General features: G+C 57.0%; 19 protein-coding genes. 8 read left to right on the top strand and 11 right to left on the bottom strand.

Features of this window, described 5'->3' with window-relative positions:
• Positions 1–12: 12 nt before the first annotated feature.
• Together KOSB73_RS19100 and KOSB73_RS19095 are read left to right on the top strand one after the other, a co-directional pair.
• Complete coding sequence (locus tag KOSB73_RS19100) at positions 13–996, top strand: fatty acid desaturase (protein WP_024357840.1); 984 nt, start codon at positions 13–15, stop codon at positions 994–996.
• On the top strand, positions 989–1789 hold the full coding sequence (locus tag KOSB73_RS19095; RefSeq protein WP_098140845.1) for a phosphate/phosphite/phosphonate ABC transporter substrate-binding protein: 801 nt from the start codon (positions 989–991) through the stop codon (positions 1787–1789). The genes KOSB73_RS19100 and KOSB73_RS19095 overlap by 8 nt, the downstream gene beginning before the upstream one ends.
• A gap of 300 nt (positions 1790–2089) precedes the next feature.
• On the opposite strand, the gene KOSB73_RS19090 is transcribed toward KOSB73_RS19095, so the two are convergent.
• The 7 genes from KOSB73_RS19090 to KOSB73_RS19060 form a co-directional block, all read right to left on the bottom strand.
• The gene (locus KOSB73_RS19090; RefSeq protein ID WP_098140882.1) at positions 2090–3427 is read right to left on the bottom strand and encodes an LLM class flavin-dependent oxidoreductase; all 1338 of its coding nucleotides are present in this window, start codon (positions 3425–3427) and stop codon (positions 2090–2092) included.
• Positions 3428–3488: 61 nt separating this feature from the next.
• Positions 3489–4388, bottom strand: coding sequence for an ABC transporter substrate-binding protein (locus KOSB73_RS19085; protein WP_098140843.1), 900 nt, complete (start codon positions 4386–4388; stop codon positions 3489–3491).
• Between the two features lie 41 nt (positions 4389–4429).
• On the bottom strand, positions 4430–5098 hold the full coding sequence (locus KOSB73_RS19080; RefSeq protein WP_098140841.1) for an ABC transporter permease: 669 nt from the start codon (positions 5096–5098) through the stop codon (positions 4430–4432).
• Positions 5098–5727 carry an ABC transporter permease gene (locus KOSB73_RS19075; RefSeq protein ID WP_004133630.1) on the bottom strand — a complete coding sequence of 210 codons (630 nt, stop codon included), beginning with the start codon at positions 5725–5727 and terminating at the stop codon, positions 5098–5100. The genes KOSB73_RS19080 and KOSB73_RS19075 overlap by 1 nt, the downstream gene beginning before the upstream one ends.
• Entirely contained in the window at positions 5720–6808 is a 1089-nt protein-coding gene (locus tag KOSB73_RS19070; RefSeq protein WP_024357843.1) for an ABC transporter ATP-binding protein, read from the bottom strand. Before KOSB73_RS19070 ends, KOSB73_RS19075 begins: the two co-directional genes overlap by 8 nt.
• Positions 6809–6987: 179 nt before the next feature.
• A complete protein-coding gene (locus tag KOSB73_RS19065; protein WP_004133628.1) occupies positions 6988–7674 on the bottom strand; it encodes an RluA family pseudouridine synthase in 687 nt (228 codons plus the stop codon).
• A gap of 59 nt (positions 7675–7733) precedes the next feature.
• On the bottom strand, positions 7734–8627 hold the full coding sequence (locus KOSB73_RS19060; protein ID WP_004133627.1) for a LysR substrate-binding domain-containing protein: 894 nt from the start codon (positions 8625–8627) through the stop codon (positions 7734–7736).
• A gap of 314 nt (positions 8628–8941) precedes the next feature.
• Here KOSB73_RS19060 and pckA point away from each other — a divergent pair, with 314 nt between their 5' ends.
• Positions 8942–10582, top strand: a complete 1641-nt coding sequence (gene pckA / locus KOSB73_RS19055; RefSeq protein ID WP_064410990.1) for a phosphoenolpyruvate carboxykinase (ATP) — start codon at positions 8942–8944, stop codon at positions 10580–10582.
• A gap of 228 nt (positions 10583–10810) precedes the next feature.
• On the top strand, positions 10811–11296 hold the full coding sequence (locus KOSB73_RS19050) for a hypothetical protein (protein WP_024357846.1): 486 nt from the start codon (positions 10811–10813) through the stop codon (positions 11294–11296).
• A gap of 96 nt (positions 11297–11392) precedes the next feature.
• On the opposite strand, the gene KOSB73_RS19045 is transcribed toward KOSB73_RS19050, so the two are convergent.
• Complete coding sequence (locus tag KOSB73_RS19045) at positions 11393–11920, bottom strand: lipocalin family protein (RefSeq protein ID WP_004133622.1); 528 nt, start codon at positions 11918–11920, stop codon at positions 11393–11395.
• Between the two features lie 226 nt (positions 11921–12146).
• Between KOSB73_RS19045 and uraH the strand changes: the two genes are divergently transcribed.
• A complete protein-coding gene (gene uraH, locus KOSB73_RS19040) occupies positions 12147–12557 on the top strand; it encodes a hydroxyisourate hydrolase (protein WP_064410991.1) in 411 nt (136 codons plus the stop codon).
• A gap of 69 nt (positions 12558–12626) precedes the next feature.
• On the opposite strand, the gene KOSB73_RS19035 is transcribed toward uraH, so the two are convergent.
• Both KOSB73_RS19035 and KOSB73_RS19030 read right to left on the bottom strand, forming a co-directional pair.
• Complete coding sequence (locus KOSB73_RS19035) at positions 12627–13061, bottom strand: PTS mannitol transporter subunit IIA (RefSeq protein ID WP_004133620.1); 435 nt, start codon at positions 13059–13061, stop codon at positions 12627–12629.
• Positions 13058–14497, bottom strand: coding sequence for a sugar porter family MFS transporter (locus KOSB73_RS19030; RefSeq protein ID WP_004133618.1), 1440 nt, complete (start codon positions 14495–14497; stop codon positions 13058–13060). The genes KOSB73_RS19035 and KOSB73_RS19030 overlap by 4 nt, the downstream gene beginning before the upstream one ends.
• Positions 14498–15505: 1008 nt before the next feature.
• Between KOSB73_RS19030 and KOSB73_RS19025 the strand changes: the two genes are divergently transcribed.
• From KOSB73_RS19025 to KOSB73_RS19015, 3 genes are all read left to right on the top strand, one after another.
• Complete coding sequence (locus KOSB73_RS19025; RefSeq protein WP_004133617.1) at positions 15506–18718, top strand: molybdopterin cofactor-binding domain-containing protein; 3213 nt, start codon at positions 15506–15508, stop codon at positions 18716–18718.
• A gap of 12 nt (positions 18719–18730) precedes the next feature.
• Positions 18731–19189 carry a (2Fe-2S)-binding protein gene (locus tag KOSB73_RS19020; protein ID WP_024357848.1) on the top strand — a complete coding sequence of 153 codons (459 nt, stop codon included), beginning with the start codon at positions 18731–18733 and terminating at the stop codon, positions 19187–19189.
• Between the two features lie 63 nt (positions 19190–19252).
• A complete protein-coding gene (locus tag KOSB73_RS19015; RefSeq protein ID WP_004133616.1) occupies positions 19253–19858 on the top strand; it encodes a nucleotidyltransferase family protein in 606 nt (201 codons plus the stop codon).
• 64 nt (positions 19859–19922) lie between these two features.
• Here KOSB73_RS19015 and fdhF read toward each other — a convergent pair whose 3' ends face one another.
• A complete protein-coding gene (fdhF, locus tag KOSB73_RS19010) occupies positions 19923–22070 on the bottom strand; it encodes a formate dehydrogenase subunit alpha (protein WP_077253451.1) in 2148 nt (715 codons plus the stop codon).
• Positions 22071–22158 lie beyond the last annotated feature (88 nt).

Raw genomic sequence — 22158 nt, 5'->3', positions numbered from 1 at the left:
GTAGCGGCAGGAATGGCAAAAAGCAGGTCGGTCTATCTGCATCCGCAGCAGCGTGAGCGGATTCATCAGTTTTCCCGTAGCTGGTTGTGGCGCAGCGAGCTGCCCACCTGGCTGCTGATCGTTGCCGTCTACGGCGGCTGGTTTGCCTCGCTGGCCTGGTGGCGCGAGCTGGGGATTTTCCCCGCCACGCTGCTGCTCATCTGGTTCACCGCCTGGTATATGTCATTGCAGCATGAGCTTATTCACGGTCACCCCACGTCGCGGCCATGGTTTAATCAGCTGCTGGGGACGCTGCCGCTGGCGGTCTGGTATCCCTACGGGCTGTATCGCGACTCGCACCTGGCGCATCATAATCATCAGCTGCTGACGCAGCCCGTTGACGATCCGGAATCCTACTATTTTACGCCGCAGAGCTGGCGACGTTTTGCCCCCTGGCAGCGCAGCCTTATTCATCTGCGCAATACGTTTCTCGGCAGGCTGCTGGTGGCGCCGCTGCTGGATATTGCCCAGACGCTCGCCAGCGCGCTGGCGGCATTTCGTCACCGGCGGGTGAACGTGATAGCGATGTGGCTGGTTCACGGCCTGCTGCTGGCGGCGCTGTTCGCGTGGATGAATCACCTCGGCTTTTCGCCGCTTTATTTCGTGCTGGCTATCAGCTACCCGGCGCTGGCGTTGACCAAAGTGCGCTCTTTCCTTGAACACCGCGCCGCGGACGATCCGCTGGCCCGTTCGGTGATTAACGAAGCGGGGCTGGTCTGGCGGGTGCTGTTTCTCAATCTCAACTACCATTCAGTGCATCACGATTTGCCGGGCGTGCCGTGGTACGGGCTGCGAAAAATCTATCTGTTTAATCAGGCGGACTACCAGCGGCGCAACGCCGGGTTTGTGGTGCGCGGTTACGGTGAATGGCTACGGCATTTTTTTGCCAGATCGGTGGCGGTGAATGCTCATCCCGGGTTCAACCAGCAGGGTAAGGCGGATAAAGACCATGAGTGAAAGGCTGGCGTTTCCGATGTACGCGGTGAATGACGAGGATACTCAGGCGCTCTGGCGGGCGGTGCGGCAGCTGCTGGCGGCCCGTGGCGTGGTGGATGAGGATACGCTATCATATCAGGTACCTGAGGATCTGCTGATCCACTGGCGCCATCCGGCGCTGCTGCTGAGCCAGACCTGCGGTTATCCGCTGATGACGCGGCTGCCGGCAGCGCAAACGGTGGGCTGTTTTCACTATTCGGCGCCGGGGTGCGAAGGGCGGAACTACCGCAGCCTGCTGGTGGTGCGTGAGACGGAGAGCCGGCAGACGCTGGCGGATTTTCGCGGGCGTCGGGTCGCGTGCAATTCGCCGGATTCCCAGTCCGGCTATAACGTGCTGTTAAAAATGGTCGCGCCGCTGTTGCGCGATGGGCGTTTCTTCTCGGCGGTAGCGTTTAGCGGCAGCCATCGTCAGTCGCTGCGTGAACTTCAGCAGGGGACAGCGGATATCGCCGCCATTGATTGCGTGAGCTGGGCGCTGCTGCAGCGCCATCAGCCGGAGGCGCTGGCGGGGCTGGTGGTGATTGCACATAGCCCGCTCGCCCCGGGTCTGCCGCTGATTACGTCGGCGACGACGTCCGCGGCGACGCTGGGGCTGCTGAGAGAGGCATTGCAGCAGTTGGTGAGCGATGAACGCTACCGGCCGCTTTGCGAAGCGCTGTTTATCTGCGGCTACAGCGATATGCGGCGCGCGGACTATCAGCCGCTGCTGGCGTGGCGTGATGAGGCGGCGGCCAGAGGCGTCGTGCGGCTGTAGGCGGCAATTTTCCCGGGCAAGGCGCGTTGAGCGCCGCCCCCGGGAGCAGAGCGCAGAGTGGCTGAATTTCCCGGAGGCGATGCTTGCGCATCTGTCCGGGCTACCGGCCCTCGGACGGCTGCGAACCCGTAGCCCGGGCAAGGCGCGTTGAGCGCCGCCCCCGGGAGCAGAGCGCAGAGTGGTTGAATTTCCCGGAGGCGATGCTTGCGCATCTGTCCGGGCTACCGGCCCTCAGACGGCTGCGAACCCGTAGCCCCGGTAAGGCGCCAGCCGCCACCGGGGAAATAAGCAGAAGCCGCGCTATGACGCCTGCGATTTGCCATCCCGGCGGGCGAAGCGGTTTTCGACGACCGGCAGGCCCAGCTTCTCGCGCAGCGTGCCGGTCGGATAGCGATCCCGCATCGCGCCGCTGCGCTGCAGAATCGGCACCACCTGCTCAACGAAGCGGTCGAAGTCCCCCGGCAGCAGCGGGAACATCAGGTTATAACCGTCGGCGGCGCCGGCGCGCCAGGTTTCCGTCAGCGCGCTGGCGATCTCCTCGGCGCTGCCGATTAGCAGCCAGCTATCGGAGCTTTGCAACAGCAGCTTGCCCAACGCCAGGATCGTCAATCGCGGATCGTAATCACGAATCAGCCTGAGGGCGGTGCGGATCCCATCAAAGGTCTCTTCCTCCGGCAGCGGCGGCAGCGGTTGGTCGACGGGATAAGCGGATAAATCCATGCGCAGATAGGAAGAGAGCAGGTCGATGGCCATCTGGTCGCTCATTAGCTGCTCGTTAAGACGCTGGCGTTCCTCCTTTTCCGCGTTTGAGTGCACCACCACCGGTAACACGCCGGCGATGATTTTGAAATGCGCCGGATCGCGGCCGTGGCTGCGCAAACGCTGGTTCATCTCTTCGCGGTAGGCCAGCCCCTCAGCGATAGATTTGATAAACACAAAATGCATATCTGACCAGGCGGCGGCGAGATTTTTACCCGCCTCAGACGAGCCGGCCTGCACCAGGACCGGATGCCCCTGCGGCGGGCGAGGGACGTTCAGCGGCCCGCGCACGCGGAAGAACTCGCCCGCGAAATCAAGATGATGCACCTTACTGGAATCGGCAAACAGCCCGCTGGCTTTGTCATAGCGCACCGCGCCGTCTTCCCACGAGTCCCACAGCTGAGTGACCACATCAATAAACTCACCGGCGCGCTGGTAGCGGCTGCCGTGCTGCGGCAGGTGGTCAAGGCCGAAGTTGGCCGCTTCCTCCTCCAGCCATGAGGTCACGATATTCCAGCTGGCCCGCCCGTTGCTGAGAAAATCAAGGGAGGCGAAATAGCGGGCGAGATTATAGGGCTCGTTATAAGAGGTGGACGCCGTGCCCATCAGGCCGATATGTTCCGTTACCGCCGCCAGCGCCGAGAGAAGAGTGATGGGCTCAAGCCGGGCGTTGGCGTAATGGGTTAAGCCGCTGGGCACCGTGTCCCAGATAGCGATATGGTCGGCGACAAAAATGGCGTCGAGCGTCGCGGCCTCCGCTTTACGGGCCAGATCGACATAGTACTTGAGGCTGAAAATTTCCTTCTCCGGCGCCTGCGGGTGACGCCAGGAAAAGCGGTAGTCACCCTGGGGATTGAAGAAGAAAAGGTTCAGGATCATAGGATTATTTGGCATTTTCTCGGCTCATTTGGAGGTGATGCCTTCCCTGGCATGGCGGCGATCAGTTGCCGTTGAGGTGCGTTTTGACCCACTGATCGGCCACCGCTGCCGGATCTTTATGCTGCAGATCTACCTGCTGGTTAAGTTCGATCAGCGCGGCGTTGTTCAGCTTGCCGGAGACCTCATTGAGCACTTCGCTGATTTTCGGCGTCAGGCTGGCTTTGCGCACCAGCGGCACCACGTTCTGGCTTGGCTGTTCATGCTTATCATCCTCCAGGACTACCCAATCCTCTTTTGCGAGGTTGCCCTGAGTGGAGACGACCGTGGCGACGTCGATTTTGCCGGAGTTAAGCGCCAGACGGGTCAGCGGCCCGCCCATATCCAGAGATTTCACCGCCTTAAATTCAAGCCCGTAGACGCGCTTAAGGCCCGGCAGGCCCAGGGCGCGCACCGGGAATTCTGGCGGGCCGCCGATAGTCAGCTGATGGGCCACGGGCTGCAGGTCGGAAAGCTTGCTGAGGTGATATTTTTTTGCCGTTTCCGCGCGCACGGCCCAGGCGGTAATGGACGAGGCCGGGGAGGGAGTGAGCAGCGTAAAGTCCGCCGGCAGCGCTTTGGCTAACTCAGCGCTAACGTCGCTCTGGCTGGTGGCCAGCGTTTTGCCGTCATAATAGTTCAGCAGGGCACCGAGATATTCCGGAACAATATCAATTTCGCCGCTCTGCAGCGCCGGAATAATAATCTCGCGATTGCCGAGATTAAGGCGGGTTTTCACCGCAATATCGTTTTTCTTTAGTGCGCTGGCGTAAATATTGGCAAGGATTGAACTTTCGGTGAAATTCGCTCCGCCAATGGTGACGTTCTGCGCCAGGGCGTTAAAACTTAAGCTTAATAATCCCGCGGTGAATACCGAAAGACGCAAGCGGCGACGATGCGCGGAAATGCCAAATAGCTGCTTCATAATACCTCTTTACCTGCAGGTGGTTTTTTGTTGTTGGGGAATTAATTTACTTGCGTGACCGGCGCCGGGACGATGCGCCGGGAGAGTAATGAAAAAAGCAGTTCGCAGCCGATAGCCAGCAGCGATACCACTAGCGAACCGGCAACAACCTGGGGAATATCGCGCTGGCCAAGTCCGTCGATCAGGAAGCGTCCGAGGCCGCCAAGGCCGGCGTAGGCGGCGACGACGGCGGTCGCGATCAGCTGTACCAGCGCGGTCCGCAGGCCGGCGAGTATCAGCGGCGCGGCGAGCGGTATCCGCAGCTGCCACAGGCTCTGGAGCGGCGTCATGCCCAGCGCTTTTGCCGCATCGCACAGCTGACGGTCGGCATGATAAATGCCAACCCAGGCGTTGGTGAGGATCGGCGGAATCGACATCGCCACCAGCGCGGTAAATACCGGAATATCATTAAAGCCAAACACAATAATGCATAAAAGAATTAAACCTAAAGAGGGAATGGCGCGACCAATATTAAACAGATTAATAATCACAAACGCGCCCTTGCGCCAGTAGCCGAGAATAATCCCCAGCGGCAGCGCAATCGCCGAGGCAACGACTATGCTGATCAGCACATAATAAAGATGTTCACGTAGGCGAAGTAATATTCCCGCATCGCCTGTCCAGTGCTGCGGTTGTAATAACCAGTGAAACGTTGCTTGCAGGATATCCATTAGCGGGCCCACGGCGTTAGCCAATAGCCGACGCGGGCAATCAGCGAATCCAACAGCAGAGATAGCACAACGCTGAGCGCCAGGCTGACCGCGATAGGCGTGACAAAGTTCTGGTTAAACCCGGCTAACAGAAGCTGCCCGAGACCGCCCTGGCCAATTAAGGCGGTGACCGTCACCAGTCCGACGAGCGTCACCGAAGCGATGCGTAACCCGGCGAACAGCGAGGGCAGCAGCAGATGCAGCTCTATATCGACAAAACGAAACCAGCGGGTATAGCCCAGCGCGCGCGCCGACTCCAGCACCGTCGCCGGGAGTTTCTCTATTCCGGCGATAACGTTGCGCAGCAGGATCAGCAGCGAGTAGAGCGTCAGGCCAATAATTGAGGTCATCAGCGACAGTCCGGTAAACGGCAGTAAGAGAATAAACAGCGCCAGAGACGGGATAGTGAACAGGATCCCGCACAGGTAGATCAGCGGCTGGGCGGTCGCGGGCCAGCGCAGCGTCAGGCTAATCAATACGCCGGTGAAGAGGGTGCCGAAAAACAGCGAAACGATCACCAGCTGTACATGCTGCCAGAGCAGTTCACCGATCATGATTTTGTTGTCGAGGATCCACAGCCAGTCAATCATAGCGGCGAAGATCCACGTGGCCTTCCAGCACGTTCTGCAGCAGAGCGTGGGAGATGCTGCCCTGATATTCACCGTCGGCATCGACATGAACCACTACGCCGCCGGGGGCATCCAGCAGCGCGCTGTAGGCAAAGCGCAGCGTGTTGATGGCCGCCAGCGGCGCGTCGACCGGCAGCGTCCGGCGCTTAACCGGATCGAACCAGTTTAGCGGACGCCGTTTTTTGTCCAGCACCAGGCGCAGCGGACTGGCGACCGGCGGATGCGGGCTGGCGATGGGGGAGAGGCTCTCATCAATAAGCGGCACGTCATGGCGCGGGAGCTGTCCGACCTGAATTCTCCCCAGCCGTTGCAGATTCGGTTCGGGGCCGATAAAGCGGCGCACAAAGTCGCTGGCCGGATGCGACAAAATATGGTCAGGCGTAGCGAACTGCGCCAGCTCGCCGCCCTCCTGGAAGATAGCGATTCTATCGCCAAGGCGGATAGCTTCATTGATATCATGGGTCACCAGGACGATCGTTTTGCGCAGGCGCTGTTGCAGCAACAGCAGCTCGTCCTGCAGGCGCTCGCGAACGACCGGGTCGATAGCGGCAAAAGGTTCGTCCATCAGGAGAACAGGCGGATCGGCGGCCAGCGCTCTGGCGATCGCCACGCGCCCCTGCTGGCCGCCGGAAAGCTGGTGCGGATAGCGGGGCAGGACGTTGCGGTCGAGAGACATCAAATCCACTAATTCGTCGATGCGCGCCTGGATATGCTTTTTGCTCCAGCCGAGAAGGCGCGGAACCGTGGCTATATTTTGCGCGACCGTACGATGTGGAAAGAGGGCGGCGCTTTGCATGACAAAGCCAATTTGGCGGCGCACCTGAATAATATCGGCAGCGGCAAGCTTAACGCCCTGAACGTATACGTCGCCGGCATCAGGAACATCCAGCTGATTAATCATCCGCAGTATGGTTGTTTTTCCGCATCCGCTGGGGCCAACGAAAGTGCACAGTTCGCCGCTATTAATCACCAGACTAAGGCCGCGAATAGCCGCATGCGCGCTGCCGGGGTAGGTCTTGCGAATATTATCGAGTTTAATCATAAAGCCGTTGCGCCCTGAATGTTCTTTCATGAAAAGCATGAATAGAGCACAAGCTACAGAGGCGGTGATTAACGAGCAAATATGATATTTGCATTTGCAATGCCGCGATTCGAATTAAAGCGTCGACGTCAATCAGCGTGCGGGAGAGATTCGGTACAGGGGCTGGCGAGTGGGGCGAGTTAAAACCCGCAGGGACTTATCGCATCGATCCGCTCTCCGCTAACCGGATGCATGAAATGCAGTTCGCTGGCGTGCAGCATCAGGCGCGGCGCCTGTTCTGTTCCCGGAAGTAGCAGACCGCCGTACAGGTCGCAGCCCAGAATAGGGTGACCAAGCTGCTGGCAGTGAATACGCAGCTGGTGGGTGCGGCCGGTTTCCGGCGTCAGCTGGACCCGCGTCACCGGCACGCTATCTTGATAACGCAGGCGCTCAACCACCCGATAGCCGGAACGGGCTGGCTTGCCGCGGCGCGGGCAAATCGTCATCAGCGGAAACAGCGCCGGATCTTTGGCTATCGGGGCGTCAATGGTACCTTCATCGTCCGCCAGATGCCCGCACAGCAGCGCGCTGTAGACTTTGCTCACCGCACGCTGGCTGAACTGCTGGCAGAGGGCGGCGTTGATGACCTTGTTGCGCGCAATCACCATCAGCCCGGAGGTGCCGAAATCAAGACGATGCGCCAGAGCGCAGCCGGGAAACTGCTGTACCAGCCGATAATGTACCGAGTCGAGATTGCGCGGATTTTTCCCTGACAGACTGAGCAAGCCTGCGGGTTTATCGATCAGCAGCAGATGCTCATCCTGATAGAGTATGTCGATTTCAGCGTGGCACGGCGGGGCGATAAAGGTATCGATAATCGTAGACATCAGGCTGCGCGAATAAGGAGTGGATGCGGATGATAGCGAATTTTCCGCCGCCAGGCGAATTATGCGCTCACGGCGCTCGTCGACTTAATATGCTGCCAGAAACGCTCGGCGGACTGATTGAGCCGCGCGCCGGAGCGATAGATGTAGGCGCCGATGGGCAGCGACAGGCTCGCATCCATAATCGCCAGGCGGCCTTCTTCAAGCTCGCGCTTGATCGAGTACTGCGGCAGCCAACCCACCCCGTCGCCGTTGAGGATCATGCGTTTTAATAGCTCGCTCATGGAGGATACGAAGGTTAACGAGAAGGTAATCTCCGGCTTGCGGTCGATAACCTGGTTCACCTGGCGACCCATATAGCTGTCGTTGGCGTATTTCATCAGCGGCAGCACCCCGCGGTGCAAATTAAAAAGCGGCCTGCCGTGTTTATCGCAGGGGGAGACGAGATGCAGCGCCGAGTCGAATATTTTGTGATTGATAAACGGATAGTTCATCAGCTCTTCATTATAAAACGACAGGATAAAATCACTCTTGCCTTCTTTCAGATTGAACACGGCGTCGTTGACGTTAATCGATTCAACATGAAAAGTTTTATTCTTTCTGTCGGTATAACCGGCGATAATTTCGGGGAGCAATAAAACGGAAAGCGAAGGCGCCGCGTCGATTCTTATTTTCTGAGTCGTGTTGTTCAGCCCTTTAATTCGGCTGATCTGGAAGTCCATATCGTCGAGCATATTACGCGCATAGCCGATAAAAATCTTTCCGCGGTTGGTGAGCTGGAGCGGGTTCGCCGAGCGGTCGAAGATGCTGAAGCCCAGCGAAGCCTCAAGCGCCTGAATCCGGCGGCTGAACGAGGATTGTGAGATATTCCGGCTTTTTGCCGCCAGCGTAAAGCTTCTGGACTCCTCAAGGGCAATCACATCGTAAAGCCATTTTACTTCCAGATTTGCCAGCACAGACTCTTTCCCCACCCCTGCAATAATAGCTATGCAATTTTAGCATAACGCATAGAAACTATGCAATTAACATAATTATCTACAGGTGTTAACATTTTTTGCAGAGTTAGCTTATGACTTATTCGTGTAAGCGATATGTCTAAAGTACAGGCGAAACCCTACACGAGCACGATTTTAAATCGCCGGCTCTGGTCTGCTCATCCTGTTTATTTAATTACCCGATGGTTTTTTATTAAAATAAATCCATCCGTTTCACTGACAGGTTGAAATAGCCTAATAGCATCTTATCCAGCCAATAGTTTGTCAGGAGTGCCATGTCACGTATTGAATCAGTAAAAGACGCTCTTCTTTCGCTCGGTATTCAGGAGAGCAGCGAGCTGTTTTATAACCCCGATTACGACTTGCTGATTGCGCATGAAACCAGCCCGGAATTAACCGGCGCGGCGCGCGGCGTCATGACCGAGTCCGGGGCGGTTGCCGTGGATACCGGGATCTTTACCGGGCGCTCGCCGCGCGACAAATATATCGTCAGGGACGAGCTGACGCGTGACACCGTCTGGTGGGCCGATTCCGGCCTGGGCCGCAACGATAATAAGCCGCTGAGCAGCGAAATCTGGGCTGACCTGAAGGCGCTGGTCGCCGGGCAGCTGAGCGGCAAGAAACTGTATGTTGTTGATGCCTGGTGCGGCGCCAGCCCGGCGACGCGCCTCGGCGTCCGCTTTGTCACCGAGGTGGCCTGGCAGGCGCACTTTGTGAAAAACATGTTTATTGCGCCGAGCGCCGAGGAACTGGCGGAATTTACGCCGGACTTCGTTGTCCTCAACGGCGCGGGCTGCACCAACGATAAATGGCAAGAGCAGGGGCTTAACTCCGAGAACTTTGTCGCGTTTAACCTCAGCGAAAAAATTCAGCTGATCGGCGGCACCTGGTACGGCGGCGAGATGAAGAAAGGCCTCTTCTCGGTGATGAACTATCTGCTCCCGCAGCAGGGAATTGCCTCGATGCACTGCTCGGCGAACCGCGGCGAAGCGGGCGACGTGGCGCTGTTCTTCGGCCTTTCCGGCACCGGTAAGACCACGCTTTCCACCGATCCGCTGCGTCAGCTGATCGGCGATGACGAGCACGGCTGGGATGATGACGGCGTGTTCAACTTCGAAGGCGGCTGCTATGCCAAGACCATTAATCTTGACCCGCAGGCCGAGCCGGAAATCTATCGCGCGATTCGCCGTAACGCGCTGCTGGAAAACGTGGTGGTCAGAGCCGATGGCAGCGTGGATTACGCCGACGGCCGTAAGACTGAAAATACCCGCGTCTCTTATCCGTTATCGCATATTGAAAACATCGTGAAACCGGTGTCGCGCGCGGGCCATCCGTCGAAGGTGATTTTCCTCGCCGCCGATGCGTTTGGCGTGCTGCCGCCGGTATCACGCCTGACGACCGAGCAGATGCAGTATCACTTCCTGTCCGGTTTCACCTCGAAGCTGGCCGGCACCGAGCGCGGCATTACTCAACCGACGCCGACGTTTTCCGCCTGCTACGGCGCGGCGTTCCTGCTGCTGCACCCGACGCAGTACGCCAGCGTTCTGGCGGCCAAAATGGCGGAGGCCGGCGCCGAGGCCTGGCTGGTTAATACCGGCTGGAACGGCGAAGGCAAGCGCCTTTCGCTGCGCGATACGCGCAATATCATCAGCGCGATTTTAAACGGTACCACCGGCGAGCTGCGTGAAGAAACCGTGCCGGTGTTCGGTCTCGCTATCCCGCAAAGCGTGCCCGGCGTCGACAGCGCGCTGCTTGACCCGCGTAGCGGCTGGCCTTCTGCCGACAAATGGCAGGAGAAGGCCGAGAGCCTGGCGCAGCTGTTTATGGATAACTTTAAGCAATACAGCGATACCGACGCCGGGGCCCGGCTGGCGCTAGCCGGCCCGACGCTGGCCAAATCCGCCGTCACGGCATAAGCTATTTTTTCAGCGACAAGCCCGGGCACCCGCCCGGGTTTTTTTATATCCGCAGCGTTCCTGGGCCAGGAACTTGACTCTGCCTGGTTAGCGATTATAAATAAAGGGATGCGGGGTTAAGTATTGGGGCTAAATAACTTCATGGCACAATTGTCATGAGAATTATCCTGGTAACCCTGCTGCAATGCTCTTCCCGCTACGGGGATATGGATAAATAAAGGAATGACTATGAAACTCTGGAGTAAAACGCTGATCGCTTCTGCCGTATGCTTATTTCTTGCCGGCTGTGATGATTCATCAAAAGTGGATGCCAATCTGGATAAAGCTAAAGACAATGCGCAACAAATTAAAGAGGCGGCGTCCGATAAAGCCGAGGCAATTAAGGATCAAGCCGATAAACACATCGACGCGATAAAAAAACAGGCGGCGGACGAGGCCAACAGCCTCAGCAGCCAGGCCTCCAGCATCAAGGCGGAAGCGGATAAAAAAGCGGAAGCTATTGCCCAGCAGGCGCAAGCTCAGGCCGATGCCGTTAAGCAGGATGCCCGACAGAAAAGCGATCAAATTGTCCAGGAAGCGGGAAAAATTAAAGACAACGCGATTGTTGACGCGAATAACCTTGCCAGCGATGCCGCGAATAAAACCAAAGAGATTAAAGAGAGTATCGCTCCCGCGAAAAGCGCTGACGATGCGGCTGCGGCTCCCCAGCAATAACTCTGTCATTATCACCCCCTTTTACGACATTATCTTCAGACCTCATGTTGGCTGAAGATAATGTTGGTAAAAGAGGCCCGCGAACTATCCCCGGCGCTATCGATGATTCACCCAGACGAGCTTTTCGACCGGGAAACCGAGCTCCCGCGCAATGCCGAGATACTCCTGCCTCACGGATTCCGGGATGGTCGGCGTGCGCGACAGGATCCATAAATAGCCGCGATCGGGGCCGCTGACCAGCGCATATTGATACTGGCTATCCAGCGCAATCACGTTGTAGCCGCCGTAAAACGGGCCAAAAAAGGAGACTTTCAGCGCGGCGGTGGTCGGCGCGCCGGTGAAATACGCTTTACCTTCGCTCTCGCTCCATTTCTGTTTCCGCGGATCGTAACCGCGGTTGAGAACGCTGATACCGCCGTCTTTCCGTTGACCGTAGGTCGCGGTAACCCGCTCCAGACCGCGTTCAAAGCGGTTTTCGAGCCGGGCCACCTCATACCATTTCCCCAGATAACGGCTTGCGTCAAAGTTATTTATCGGCTGGACGCCCTTGGGCGGCGTAGGGGATTTACAGGCGACGAGCGTTAATGCGATAGCAACACCCGTCAGAACAGGCCAAATCTTCATGTGAAGTCCTTTTGTGAACGCGGAGAAAATAAGTATAGCGCAAGCGAGCGGGCCTTTATTCACGCCCCAGGGATGCACATTATATTCAGATAATTCTATAACTTCGAATGTGCTCGCTATTTTCCTCGTCCTGCTTTCGTTAAGGCGATTATCACAAAAAGTTGAATATATTTTAGCGGCCCAGGTGCTAACGTTTGAACGTTATTATTCACAACGGGAAAAGATCGTGAAAAAATTATCCAGTTTGATTCTGTTATCTACAATCTCTGTCGCTCCAGCCGCGTTTAGCGCCCCCGTCGGGACGCTCAGCGTGCATATCCTCAATCAGCAGACGGGGCTGCCTTCGTCGGGTGTGACCGTTACCCTTGAAAAACAGCAGGCGGATAAATGGACGGCGCTCGCGAGCGGCGTCACGGATAACGATGGGCGTATTAAATCGCTGTATCCAGCAGAAGGGGATATGCAGCCGGGGGTTTATAAAGTGACCTTTAAAACCGGCGATGATTTCAGCAAACAGAAGCTGGCGACGTTTTTCCCGGAGATCCCGGTACTGTTTACCGTGACGCGTACCAATGAAAAGCTGCATATTCCGCTGCTGCTCAGCCAGTACGGCTACTCCACCTACAAAGGCAGCTAGGCGCGACGTCTATCCTGAATAAGCAAAAAGCCTGCGCGTAAGCAGGCTTTTATCAGGCGATGGCCGTGCTTAGTGATTCTGCTGGAGGATCCTTAAAAAATCCTCTTTATTGGCAATCAACGACAGCGCTCTGGCGATGACTTCGTCGCTAAAGATCGACGCCACCTCTCTCAGCACATCAATATGCTCACTCTCTTTGGCGATCACGCCAATGGCAATAAACATGACGTTATTTCTGTCCCAGATCACGCCGTCAGGGAACTGATAAATCTCCACCCCCGTTTTGACAATGATGCTGGTGGCTGATTTAGGCAGATGCGGCAGCGTAATGCCGTTACCCAAAAAGGTGGAGACCTGGCGCTCTCTTTCGGCAAGAAACGCCACGCAATCTTCGCTGACGTACCCTCTGGACCTGAAGTCCGCGCCAATCATGGCCAGCACTTCCGCTTTATTTTTCGCCCGGCACGACAGATGGAGATTATCCTGCGTAATAGTATCGATCATAATCCGCTTTCCTTGGTGGCCGTATTGAATCCTGCAGTAGATTTATTTGCCGACAGCTCCTCTTCCAGCTGCTCCAGCGATTTATTCGATGTTTCTGGCAGCGCCGTTATCACAAAGACAATCGCCAGGTAGTTGATCGCGGCAAAAATCAGGAATACCGGACCTAAACCGAGCTTGGCCTGCAATAATGGGAACAGATAGCTGACGATGGCGTTCATCACCCACATGAAAAATACCGATATGCCCATCGACAGTCCGCGAAACTTCAGCGGGAAAAGCTCCGCCAGCACCACCCAGGTGATAAAGCCCATGGTTCCCTGCATAACGCCAACGAACATCGCGCCGAGCAGCCAGATTGCCGTTGCTTTGATGTCACCGACCAGCGTGTAGTCTACGCCGGCAATGATAAGGTGCAGGGTGGCCATCAGCGCGAAACCATAAATAATGATGGTTTTACGTTTAAAACGGTCAACGAGGAATAGCACGCCAAAGAGCATGCCGCCGACGGAGAACACGCCATTGAGTACGTTGCAGATGAGGGAGGTTCTTTCTGAGAAGCCGGCGCTGCTGAGGATCTCAGTACCATAGTACATGATGACGTTGACCCCGGTGGTTTGCTGCAGCGCCGCCCAAATCACGCCGACCAGCAGGAGTTTGAAAATCCACGGCGTCTGAAGAATGGTGATAAAGGCGTTCTGGGAATGCAGCTTTTTGTCCGCCTCGGCCTTAATCAAGGTGGTGATATCGTTGAACTCTTTGGTTGCACGTTCAAGCGGGCGGATTTGTTTTAATATTTCCAGCGCTTCTTCATGACGGTTTTTACTGATTAGCCAGCGCGGGCTTTCCGGCGACCGCAGCATACCGATAAACAGGCAGATGGCGGGGATCGTCTGCACCATCAGCATATAGCGCCAGACGTCCGGTAGATGGCCCCAGAGAATGCCAATAATGGCGTTGATAGCAAAGGCGGCGAGCTGCCCGATAACAATGGCGACTTCGTTTAAGCCGGTCAGCTTACCGCGCATTTCGGTGGGCGCCACTTCAGAAATAAAGGTGGGCGCGGTGACCGAGGCTCCGCCGACGGCATAGCCGAGGATGAAACGTGAAATAAGCAGTACGGTAATGTCCGGCGCCAGCGCGGACATTAAGGCGCCGATGAAAAAGATGAAGGATAAAAAGAGCAGGTACTTTCTTCTGCCAAAGAAATCCGCGAATTTTCCGCCGAAAACGCTACCTAGCGCGGCGCCGATCAGCAACACGCTCATGACCAGACCTTCTGTGGTCGGGGTCAAGGCCATATATTGTTTCAGTGAGGAAAATGCGCCATTAATAACGCCGGTGTCATAACCGAATAACAGGCCACCGAATGTCGCTACTAAGGTTATTTGGTGTAGTCGCTTTCTCTGCTGTAGGTTCAGATTCATAATAAGAGACATTTTTATACCTTTTGTTTTGATTAACGGCACGAGATAAAAATGTGTCATCCCATCCCAACCACGCTCTGTCTTTTCGCTTTATGAAGCCTGGCTGACATAAAATGGTTTTTTGCCCTGAGTGCTCCTATCCAGCGCGATTGCAGCGCGCTAAATAAAACCGGTCAAAGAGGTTTCTTTTTGATGAATGATGAATCATCGGTATACGCGGGGTTTTGTCCTCCGGGATGGGTGAGGTTCAACATGTCCCGGGCAGCGTTGTGGTATGAACGGATGGTATGGCAAGGGCCAACATAAACGGTTCTGATAACTCCTGATCTCACTTCCTTCATTGCATCCTCCGGGGTTTGGATTTCTGCTGCACCATCAAGGTGGTCAGGGTGCGTTTAGTGAGAGGGTATTATTACCGCTGTAACTGAAACAAAAGTGCAAACAGATCACATTTTGAAAGTTTTATTTCGCTTTGTCGTTGTGGCTTATCTGTAACATCTATGTGTCTATAAAGGTTGTTTTTATAATTAACTGATATATAAAGTAATTTTTATGATTGATTACCCCCTTTCACGGCGACATCAGGGAAGTGAATTGTTAAAATTATGATATATATCACATTTGTTAACACACCTGGTTATGGAATTTAAATTTCATTATTGAGTTTATTTTATTTTTTATTCGAAATTTTAAGGGCGCAGCGGTAAGGGAAAAGTTGAACGGATCGCGCCGTCAGCGCGCTTTTTGACGCCGGTTGATGGAGGGTAATGATACTTATGGTCAATACCTGGCGGCGGGCCCTCTCTGAGAAATACCATTGAGAAGCGCCAATTATCATTGTGATACGCACGCTCTCTTTTTGATAATCCTCCCGACGATATCATCCGCTTTTTCTGGTTTAACCTGCCGCTATTTTTAGAGGCGCCTCACATAACTCAGCCTGAAATAACCCTTTATTTATAGGTGGCATAGCCATTGCTTTATTCCGTTATCTTTCTTTGTGAGTGGAGACTGAAAAATATGGATACATTGCTGGTTGGCAGTGAGGTGCCCCGCGTCGATGGGCTCGCCAAGGTGACGGGTAAAGCGGTCTACGGCGATGACATTATTATGAACAATATGCTGTATGGCGTCTGTCGCTACGTGGATATACCTGCCGGGCGCATCGACGCGCTCGACCTGTCGGAGGCGGAAAAAGTGCCCGGCGTCGTGCGTATTGCCACCTGGAACGATATTCCCGGCCAGCGCAAGCTGGGGGCGATCGTTCCCGATCATCCGCCGATTATCGACAAGGAGATCGCCTATCGCGGCGACGTGGTTGCCGTGGTGGCGGCGGAAACCTACGAGGCAGCCTGCATCGCGGTCGATAAAATCAAAATCACCTACACCCCGTGGGAGCCAATTACCTCCCCGGAAGAGGCGATGAAGCCCGGGGCGCGCCTTATTCACAGCGAACTCGATAGCAACATCATTAACCGCCACCATACGGCGAAGGGCGATATCGACGCCGGATTCGCCGCCTCCAGCCATATTTTCGAACGCGAGTATGAGGTGGGTTTCCAGGAGCACGGCTATATTGAGCCGGAATCGATTACCGCCTATCTGGATAATAATGAACAGATCATGACCATCGAGGGGTCGATTCAAAACGCTCACCGCACCCGGGCGGTGATTGCCAAATATCTTGACCTGCCCCAGGCGAAGGTGAACATTAAGCGCTCCGTGCTGGGCGGCTCTTTCGGCGGCAAGGATGACATTATTGATAACGTCTCCTGCCGGGCGGCGCTGCTGGTGCACCTGACCGGGCGGCCGGTAAAGATCTCCTATAACCGCGAACAGTCGATGCGCGAAAGCTACAAGCGCCACCCCTATAAGATGAAATACCGCATTGGCGTGGACGACGATGCGCGTATTCAGGCGATTAAAATCGACATTATCGCCGATGGCGGCAGCTACTGCGGCCAGACGGTGTTTGTCACCTGGCGCAGTTCCGTGCAGGCGGCGGGCCCCTACAATATTCCTAACGTGCGCGTCGATCTGGTGGGCGTTTACACCAACAACAACTACACCTCGGCCTACCGCGGCTACGGCGCGCCGCAGGTCATTTTCGCCAACGAATCGCTGATGGATGACGTGGCGGGCGAACTGGGCCTGTCGCCCGTCGAATTCCGTCTGCGCAACATACTTAAGCAGGGCGACACCAGCATGGCCGGGCAGGTCTTCAGCGAGCATACCGTCTCCGCGCAGGAGGTGCTGGAGAAAACGCTGCTCAAGGCGGAATACGAGGCCAAACGCGAGCACTACAAAAAGCTTAACGCGGAAGGCGGACCGATCCGCTACGGGATTGGCTTCGCGCTGAGCCATCGCGGCTGCTCTCTGGGGGCCGAGGGTCTGGATGCGTCCTCGGCGCTGATTCAGGTGAATGCCGACGCCAGCGTCAACATCTCCACCTCGGTATCGGAGAACGGACAGGGGCTGCAGACCACCATGTCGCTGCTGGCGGCGGAAGCCTTTGGGATTGGGCTCGAGCGGGTGATGTTCAGCGAACCGGCCACGGCGATGATCGCCGACGGCGGCTCAACGGTCGCTTCGCGCGGTACCCTGATGGGCGGACAGGCGATTCTGAGCGCGGCGAACAAAATTAAACAACGCATGGCGGAGGCCGTCAGGGAAACGCTGAAAGCGCAGAGCATCGACGATATCGCCTGGCAAAACGGCAAGGTGTTTAACCGCCGCCGCCCGGAGCTGAGCCTCAGCTTCCAGCAGGTGTGCGATATGACCCGGGCGACCGGGGCCAACCTCTCCGCCTACGGCTGGCACGTGGCGCCGAATATTCACTGGGATGAAGAGAAGGGCTGCGGCAGCCCCTATTTCACCTGGGTGTACGGCTGCCAGCTGGCCGACGTGGCGGTGGATATGCGCACCGGCAAAATCACCGTCAATAACGTCGTCGCCACCCACGATGTCGGTAAAGTCATTAACCCGGTTGGTTTTAGCGGCCAGGTTTACGGCGGCGTGCTGCAGGGGATGATCGGTTACGGCATGCTGGAGGATTTCAACACCGAGCACGGGGTGGTGAAATCGGAAAACTTTGATACCTATCTGCTGCCGACCATCAAGGATATGCCGCACATCGATATCATTGCGGTGGAAAACTACGATAAAGCGGGGCCGATGGGGGCGAAAGTTATCGGCGAACCGGTACTGGAGCTCGGCGCTGCGGCCCTCAACAATGCGGTGAGCTTCGCCATCGGGCGGCCTAACCGGACCCTGCCGCTGACCCTCGAGCAGGTTCGCCTGGGTTACAACCTCAAAAAGCCGGAGCGCCAGAGCGAGCAGATGCTGGAGTCCGGCGATAAGAAACAGGTTCATCGCCTCAATACCCTGTCGCTGAGCGTCCCGCAAACCCTGAAGCAGGCCCTGACGCTGATGGCCGGGAAGGGGGCGATGCCCATCGCCGGCGGTACCGATGTGCTGGTGCAGGCCCGGATGCTGTCCGGCGAGGTGCCGCTTGTCAATATCGCCGGGCTGGCGGAGCTGAAGGAGATCTTTGATGTGGAGGGCGGCGTCTCGATTGGCTCCGGCGTCTGCTTTACCGATCTGGTTAAGCATCCGTTGATTCAGCAGCGCTATCCGCTGCTGGTTACCGCCTGTAAAACCGTCGGCTCCCTGCAGCTGCGCAATCGGGCGACTATCGGCGGCAACATCGTCAACGCCGCTCCTTGCGCGGATTCTATGCCGCCGCTGATTATTTACGAGGCGGAGGTGGAGCTGCGCAGCGCGCGTGGGACGCGCCGGATGCCGGTCAGCGAATTTGTCATCGGCGGCTATCGCACCCTTCTTGAGCCCGATGAGCTGGTTATCCGCTTTATCCTGCCGGCGCCGACCCAGCAGCCGCTGATCAATCGCTATCTGCAGCTTGGCCGGCGCAATGCGTTGAACATTACGCGCCAGAGCTTGACCGGGCAGTTCATGGTCGATAAGGGCGTGGTTCGCCTGTGCCGTCTGGTGGATGGCGCGCTGCTGGCCAAACCGCAGCGGCTGCTTGAGGTTGAGCAGGCGCTCATCGGCCGGACGCTGGACGCCGCCACCATTGACTACGCGGCCGGCGTGCTTCACGCCAGGGTAGAGAAAGCCATCGGGGGACGCTGGTCAGCGCCTTATAAGGTCCCGGTATTTATCGATATGTTCCGGCAGATGCTGCAGGAAGTCATGACAGAGCAGAAAAAATAAGGAGCCATGAACATGAACCATATTGAGCTAAAAGTGAATGGCATCCGCATTGCCCGCGATGTGAAAGACAATGTCCGCCTGATCGATTTTCTCCGTGAGGAGCTGAAGCTAACCGGCACCAAAGAGGGCTGCTCGGTGGGGGAGTGCGGCGCCTGCACCGTGATTATGGACGGCAAATCTGTCTGCTCCTGCCTGCTGCTGGCCGCCCAGTGCAACGGGGCGGAGGTCACCACCGTCGAAGCGCTGCACCACGATCCGGTCGGTAAAAAACTGCAGAACGCCTTTATTCGTCACGGCGGCGTTCAGTGCGGCTTCTGCACGCCCGGCGTGTTGATGAGCGCCAAGGCGCTGCTGGATACCAACCCGAACCCCAGCGACGATGAGCTGAAAGAGGCGCTGGAGGGCAATATCTGCCGCTGTACGGGATATCAGCCGATCATCACCTCGATTAAAGCGGTGCTGAAATCCTGATCGCCGCAAGCGCCGCCGTCGCCAGTCGACGGCGGCGCTTGCGGCTGCAGGAGGAGGATGACAATGAGCAAAAAAGTCGATAAGCAGTGCATTATGCTGGCCGCCGGGCTCTCAAGCCGGATGGGCAAGTGGAAAATGATGCTGCCGTGGGGCAAAGGAACGATTCTGGATAGCGCCCTGGCCAGCGCCCTGGCGTTCTGCGATCGGGTGGTGCTGGTGACGGGGTTTCGCGGTGATGAATTGGCCGCGTGCTATCAGGATCATCCGGGCGTTGAGGTAGTCTTTAACCCGCAATATCAGGACGGCATGTTCTCTTCTGTGCAGTGCGGGGTCAGCCATATTCGCGACTCCCGGTTCTTTCTGGCGCTGGGTGATATGCCGGAGGTGACGCCGGGCGTCTACCGCCGGCTGTGGGACAACCCCGACGCCGAGAGCTGTCTTATTCCCGCCTACGAGCGCGGTAAAGGCCACCCGGTTCTTCTGCCGCAGCGGGCAATCTCGCTGATTCATCGCGCCCCGCAAGGGGCCACCCTACGAGACGTTATCGGTCAGATGGCGGTGCGCGTTATTCCCGTGGCGAGTCAGGGGATTCACTGGGACGTTGATACTCCGCAGCAGTATCTTGAGGTCGCCCGTCGCTGCCGTAAGGATCAGGCCGCTGTCGGTTAGCGTTGGCGAAGGGAATGAGAAGAGACACTATCGCCCCGGGGTGCGCACCGCGGGGCGATATTTTTTACCCTGCGGCGCTGTCGCGCAGACGGGTTTTCAGCTGGTTGTATTGATCAATAACGTACCGTTCGGCGGCTTGCCGATCGGCAATGCGCTCAACGTTAACCGCGCAGTACTTATACTCCGGGGTTTTAGTTATCGGGCTGAGATTCTCGGTGACCAGCTCGTTGCAGGCGCCGATCCACCACTGGTAGGTCATATAGACCGCCCCTTTATTCGGCCTGTCGCTGACCTTCGCCCGGGAAATCACCTTGCCTTTGCGCGAGTTAACCCACACCAGTTCTTCGTCCTCAATGCCGAGCCGTTTGGCGTCGGCGGTGTTGATCTGGATGTATCCCGGTTCGTCCGCCAGTTTGGCCAGCGCCGCGCAGTTGCCGGTCATCGAGCGGCAGGAGTAGTGGCCCACTTCGCGCACCGTGGAGAGCACCAGCGGATACTCGTCGCTCAGCTTATCGATCGGCGCCTGCCATTCACAGGTGAAGAACTGCGCCAGCCCGTTCGGCGTTGAGAAGCGCTCCGCAAACAGATACGAAGTGCCCTGGTCCGCCTCCGACTCGTCGCGGCACGGCCACTGCACGTAGCCCAGCTCTCCCATCTTCTCGTAGGTCGCGCCGAAAAAGTTGGGACACAGCTGGCGGAGCTCATCCCAGATCTGCTGCGTGTTGTCGTACTTCATCGGATAACCCATGCGGGTGGCGATCTCGCCGATGATCTGCCAGTCGGTCTTCAGATCCCACTTCGGCTCTACCGCCTTGAAAAAACGCTGGAAGCCGCGGTCCGCAGCGGTATAGACGCCCTCATGCTCGCCCCACGATGTCGAGGGCAGAATCACATCGGCCGCCGCGGCGGTTTTGGTCATGAAAATATCCTGGACGATAACCAGCTCCAAATCCTCGAAGGCCTGACGTACGGCGGAAAGCTCGGCGTCGGTCTGCAGCGGATCTTCCCCCATGATATACGCCGCCCGCACTTCACCGCGCGCCACGCGGTGCGGCAGCTCGCTGATGCGGTAGCCGGGGTTCTCCGGCAGGCTCTCGACGCCCCAGGCGTTGGCGAACTTCTCCCGGTTTTCCGGGAATTTCACATACTGATAGCCCGGAAAGGTGTCGGGCAGCGCGCCCATGTCGCAGGCCCCCTGGACGTTGTTCTGGCCGCGTACCGGGTTAACGCCGACGTGCGGTTTCCCCAGGTTGCCGGTGAGGATCGCCAGGCTAGTCAGGGAGCGCACCGTTTCGACGCCCTGCCAGAACTGGGTCACCCCCATTCCCCATAGAATCATGGCGTTTCCGGCGGTGGCGTACAGCCGCGCGCATTCGCGAATCTGCCTGGCGCTGATGCCGGTGATGGCTTCCACCGATTCCGGCGTATAGCTTTCGACGATGTTGCGATACGCGTCGAAGCCTTCGGAACGCCCGGCGACGAAGGATTTATCGTACAGATCCTCTTCGATAATGACGTGACCGATGGCGTTGAGCAGCGCAATATTGGAGCCGTTTTTCAGGGCAAGGTGCAGATCGGCAATGCGCGCGGTTTCGATTTTACGCGGATCGCAGACGATAATTTTCGCCCCGTTGCGTTTGGCGTTGAGGATATGATTCGCCACGATAGGGTGCGAATCCGCCGGGTTATAGCCGAAAATAAACACCAGATCGGTATTATCGATCTCGGTGATGGCATTACTCATCGCGCCGTTGCCGACCGACTGGTGCAGACCTGCAACCGAAGGGCCGTGTCAGACGCGAGCGCAGCAGTCGACGTTATTGGTACCAATAACGGCGCGCGCGAATTTTTGCATGATGTAGTTGGTTTCATTGCCGGTGGCGCGCGAAGATCCGGTGGTCTGAATCGCGTCCGGCCCATACTTCTCTTTAATGGCGCTCAGACGGGTGGCGACGTAATCGAGCGCCTCATGCCAGGAGACGGATTCTAGCCTGCCGCCGCGCTGGCGGCGGATCATCGGGGTTTTCAGGCGCGGCGTGAGGATCTGGGTATCGTTAATAAAATCCCAGCCGTAGTAGCCCTTCAGGCACAGGGTGCCCTGATTGTTTTTTCCCATCGCGGCGTCGGCGCGGGTAATGTTTCCCTCCTCTACCGTGAGCTGCATTTTGCAGCCGGAGGCGCAGTAGGGGCAGACGGTCGTTATTCTCTTCATAGCAAGGGTCCTTAACCTTAGAACAGCAGGGCAAAACTAAAGCGGCCGTTCAGGCCCTGGGCGATCCCCTGCTGCACGACGGGGATCG

The sequence above is a fragment of the Klebsiella grimontii genome (genome assembly GCF_900200035.1).
GTDB classification, from domain to species: Bacteria; Pseudomonadota; Gammaproteobacteria; order Enterobacterales; family Enterobacteriaceae; genus Klebsiella; species Klebsiella grimontii.
The sequence above is the reverse complement of the archived record's forward strand: the minus strand, read 5'-3'. Positions and strand labels throughout refer to the sequence as shown.

Excerpts from the sequence above, each read along its gene's own strand:
- KOSB73_RS19100 (WP_024357840.1), top strand. The coding sequence starts at position 13 with ATGGCAAAAAGCAGGTCGGTCTATCTGCATCCGCAGCAGCGTGAGCGG.
- KOSB73_RS19095 (WP_098140845.1), top strand. The coding sequence starts at position 989 with ATGAGTGAAAGGCTGGCGTTTCCGATGTACGCGGTGAATGACGAGGAT.
- KOSB73_RS19090 (WP_098140882.1), bottom strand. The coding sequence starts at position 3,427 with ATGATCCTGAACCTTTTCTTCTTCAATCCCCAGGGTGACTACCGCTTT.
- KOSB73_RS19085 (WP_098140843.1), bottom strand. The coding sequence starts at position 4,388 with ATGAAGCAGCTATTTGGCATTTCCGCGCATCGTCGCCGCTTGCGTCTT.
- KOSB73_RS19080 (WP_098140841.1), bottom strand. The coding sequence starts at position 5,098 with ATGGATATCCTGCAAGCAACGTTTCACTGGTTATTACAACCGCAGCAC.
- KOSB73_RS19075 (WP_004133630.1), bottom strand. The coding sequence starts at position 5,727 with ATGATTGACTGGCTGTGGATCCTCGACAACAAAATCATGATCGGTGAA.
- KOSB73_RS19070 (WP_024357843.1), bottom strand. The coding sequence starts at position 6,808 with ATGATTAAACTCGATAATATTCGCAAGACCTACCCCGGCAGCGCGCAT.
- KOSB73_RS19065 (WP_004133628.1), bottom strand. The coding sequence starts at position 7,674 with ATGTCTACGATTATCGATACCTTTATCGCCCCGCCGTGCCACGCTGAA.
- pckA (WP_064410990.1), top strand. The coding sequence starts at position 8,942 with ATGTCACGTATTGAATCAGTAAAAGACGCTCTTCTTTCGCTCGGTATT.
- KOSB73_RS19050 (WP_024357846.1), top strand. The coding sequence starts at position 10,811 with ATGAAACTCTGGAGTAAAACGCTGATCGCTTCTGCCGTATGCTTATTT.
- KOSB73_RS19045 (WP_004133622.1), bottom strand. The coding sequence starts at position 11,920 with ATGAAGATTTGGCCTGTTCTGACGGGTGTTGCTATCGCATTAACGCTC.
- KOSB73_RS19035 (WP_004133620.1), bottom strand. The coding sequence starts at position 13,061 with ATGATCGATACTATTACGCAGGATAATCTCCATCTGTCGTGCCGGGCG.
- KOSB73_RS19030 (WP_004133618.1), bottom strand. The coding sequence starts at position 14,497 with ATGTCTCTTATTATGAATCTGAACCTACAGCAGAGAAAGCGACTACAC.
- KOSB73_RS19025 (WP_004133617.1), top strand. The coding sequence starts at position 15,506 with ATGGATACATTGCTGGTTGGCAGTGAGGTGCCCCGCGTCGATGGGCTC.
- KOSB73_RS19020 (WP_024357848.1), top strand. The coding sequence starts at position 18,731 with ATGAACCATATTGAGCTAAAAGTGAATGGCATCCGCATTGCCCGCGAT.
- KOSB73_RS19015 (WP_004133616.1), top strand. The coding sequence starts at position 19,253 with ATGAGCAAAAAAGTCGATAAGCAGTGCATTATGCTGGCCGCCGGGCTC.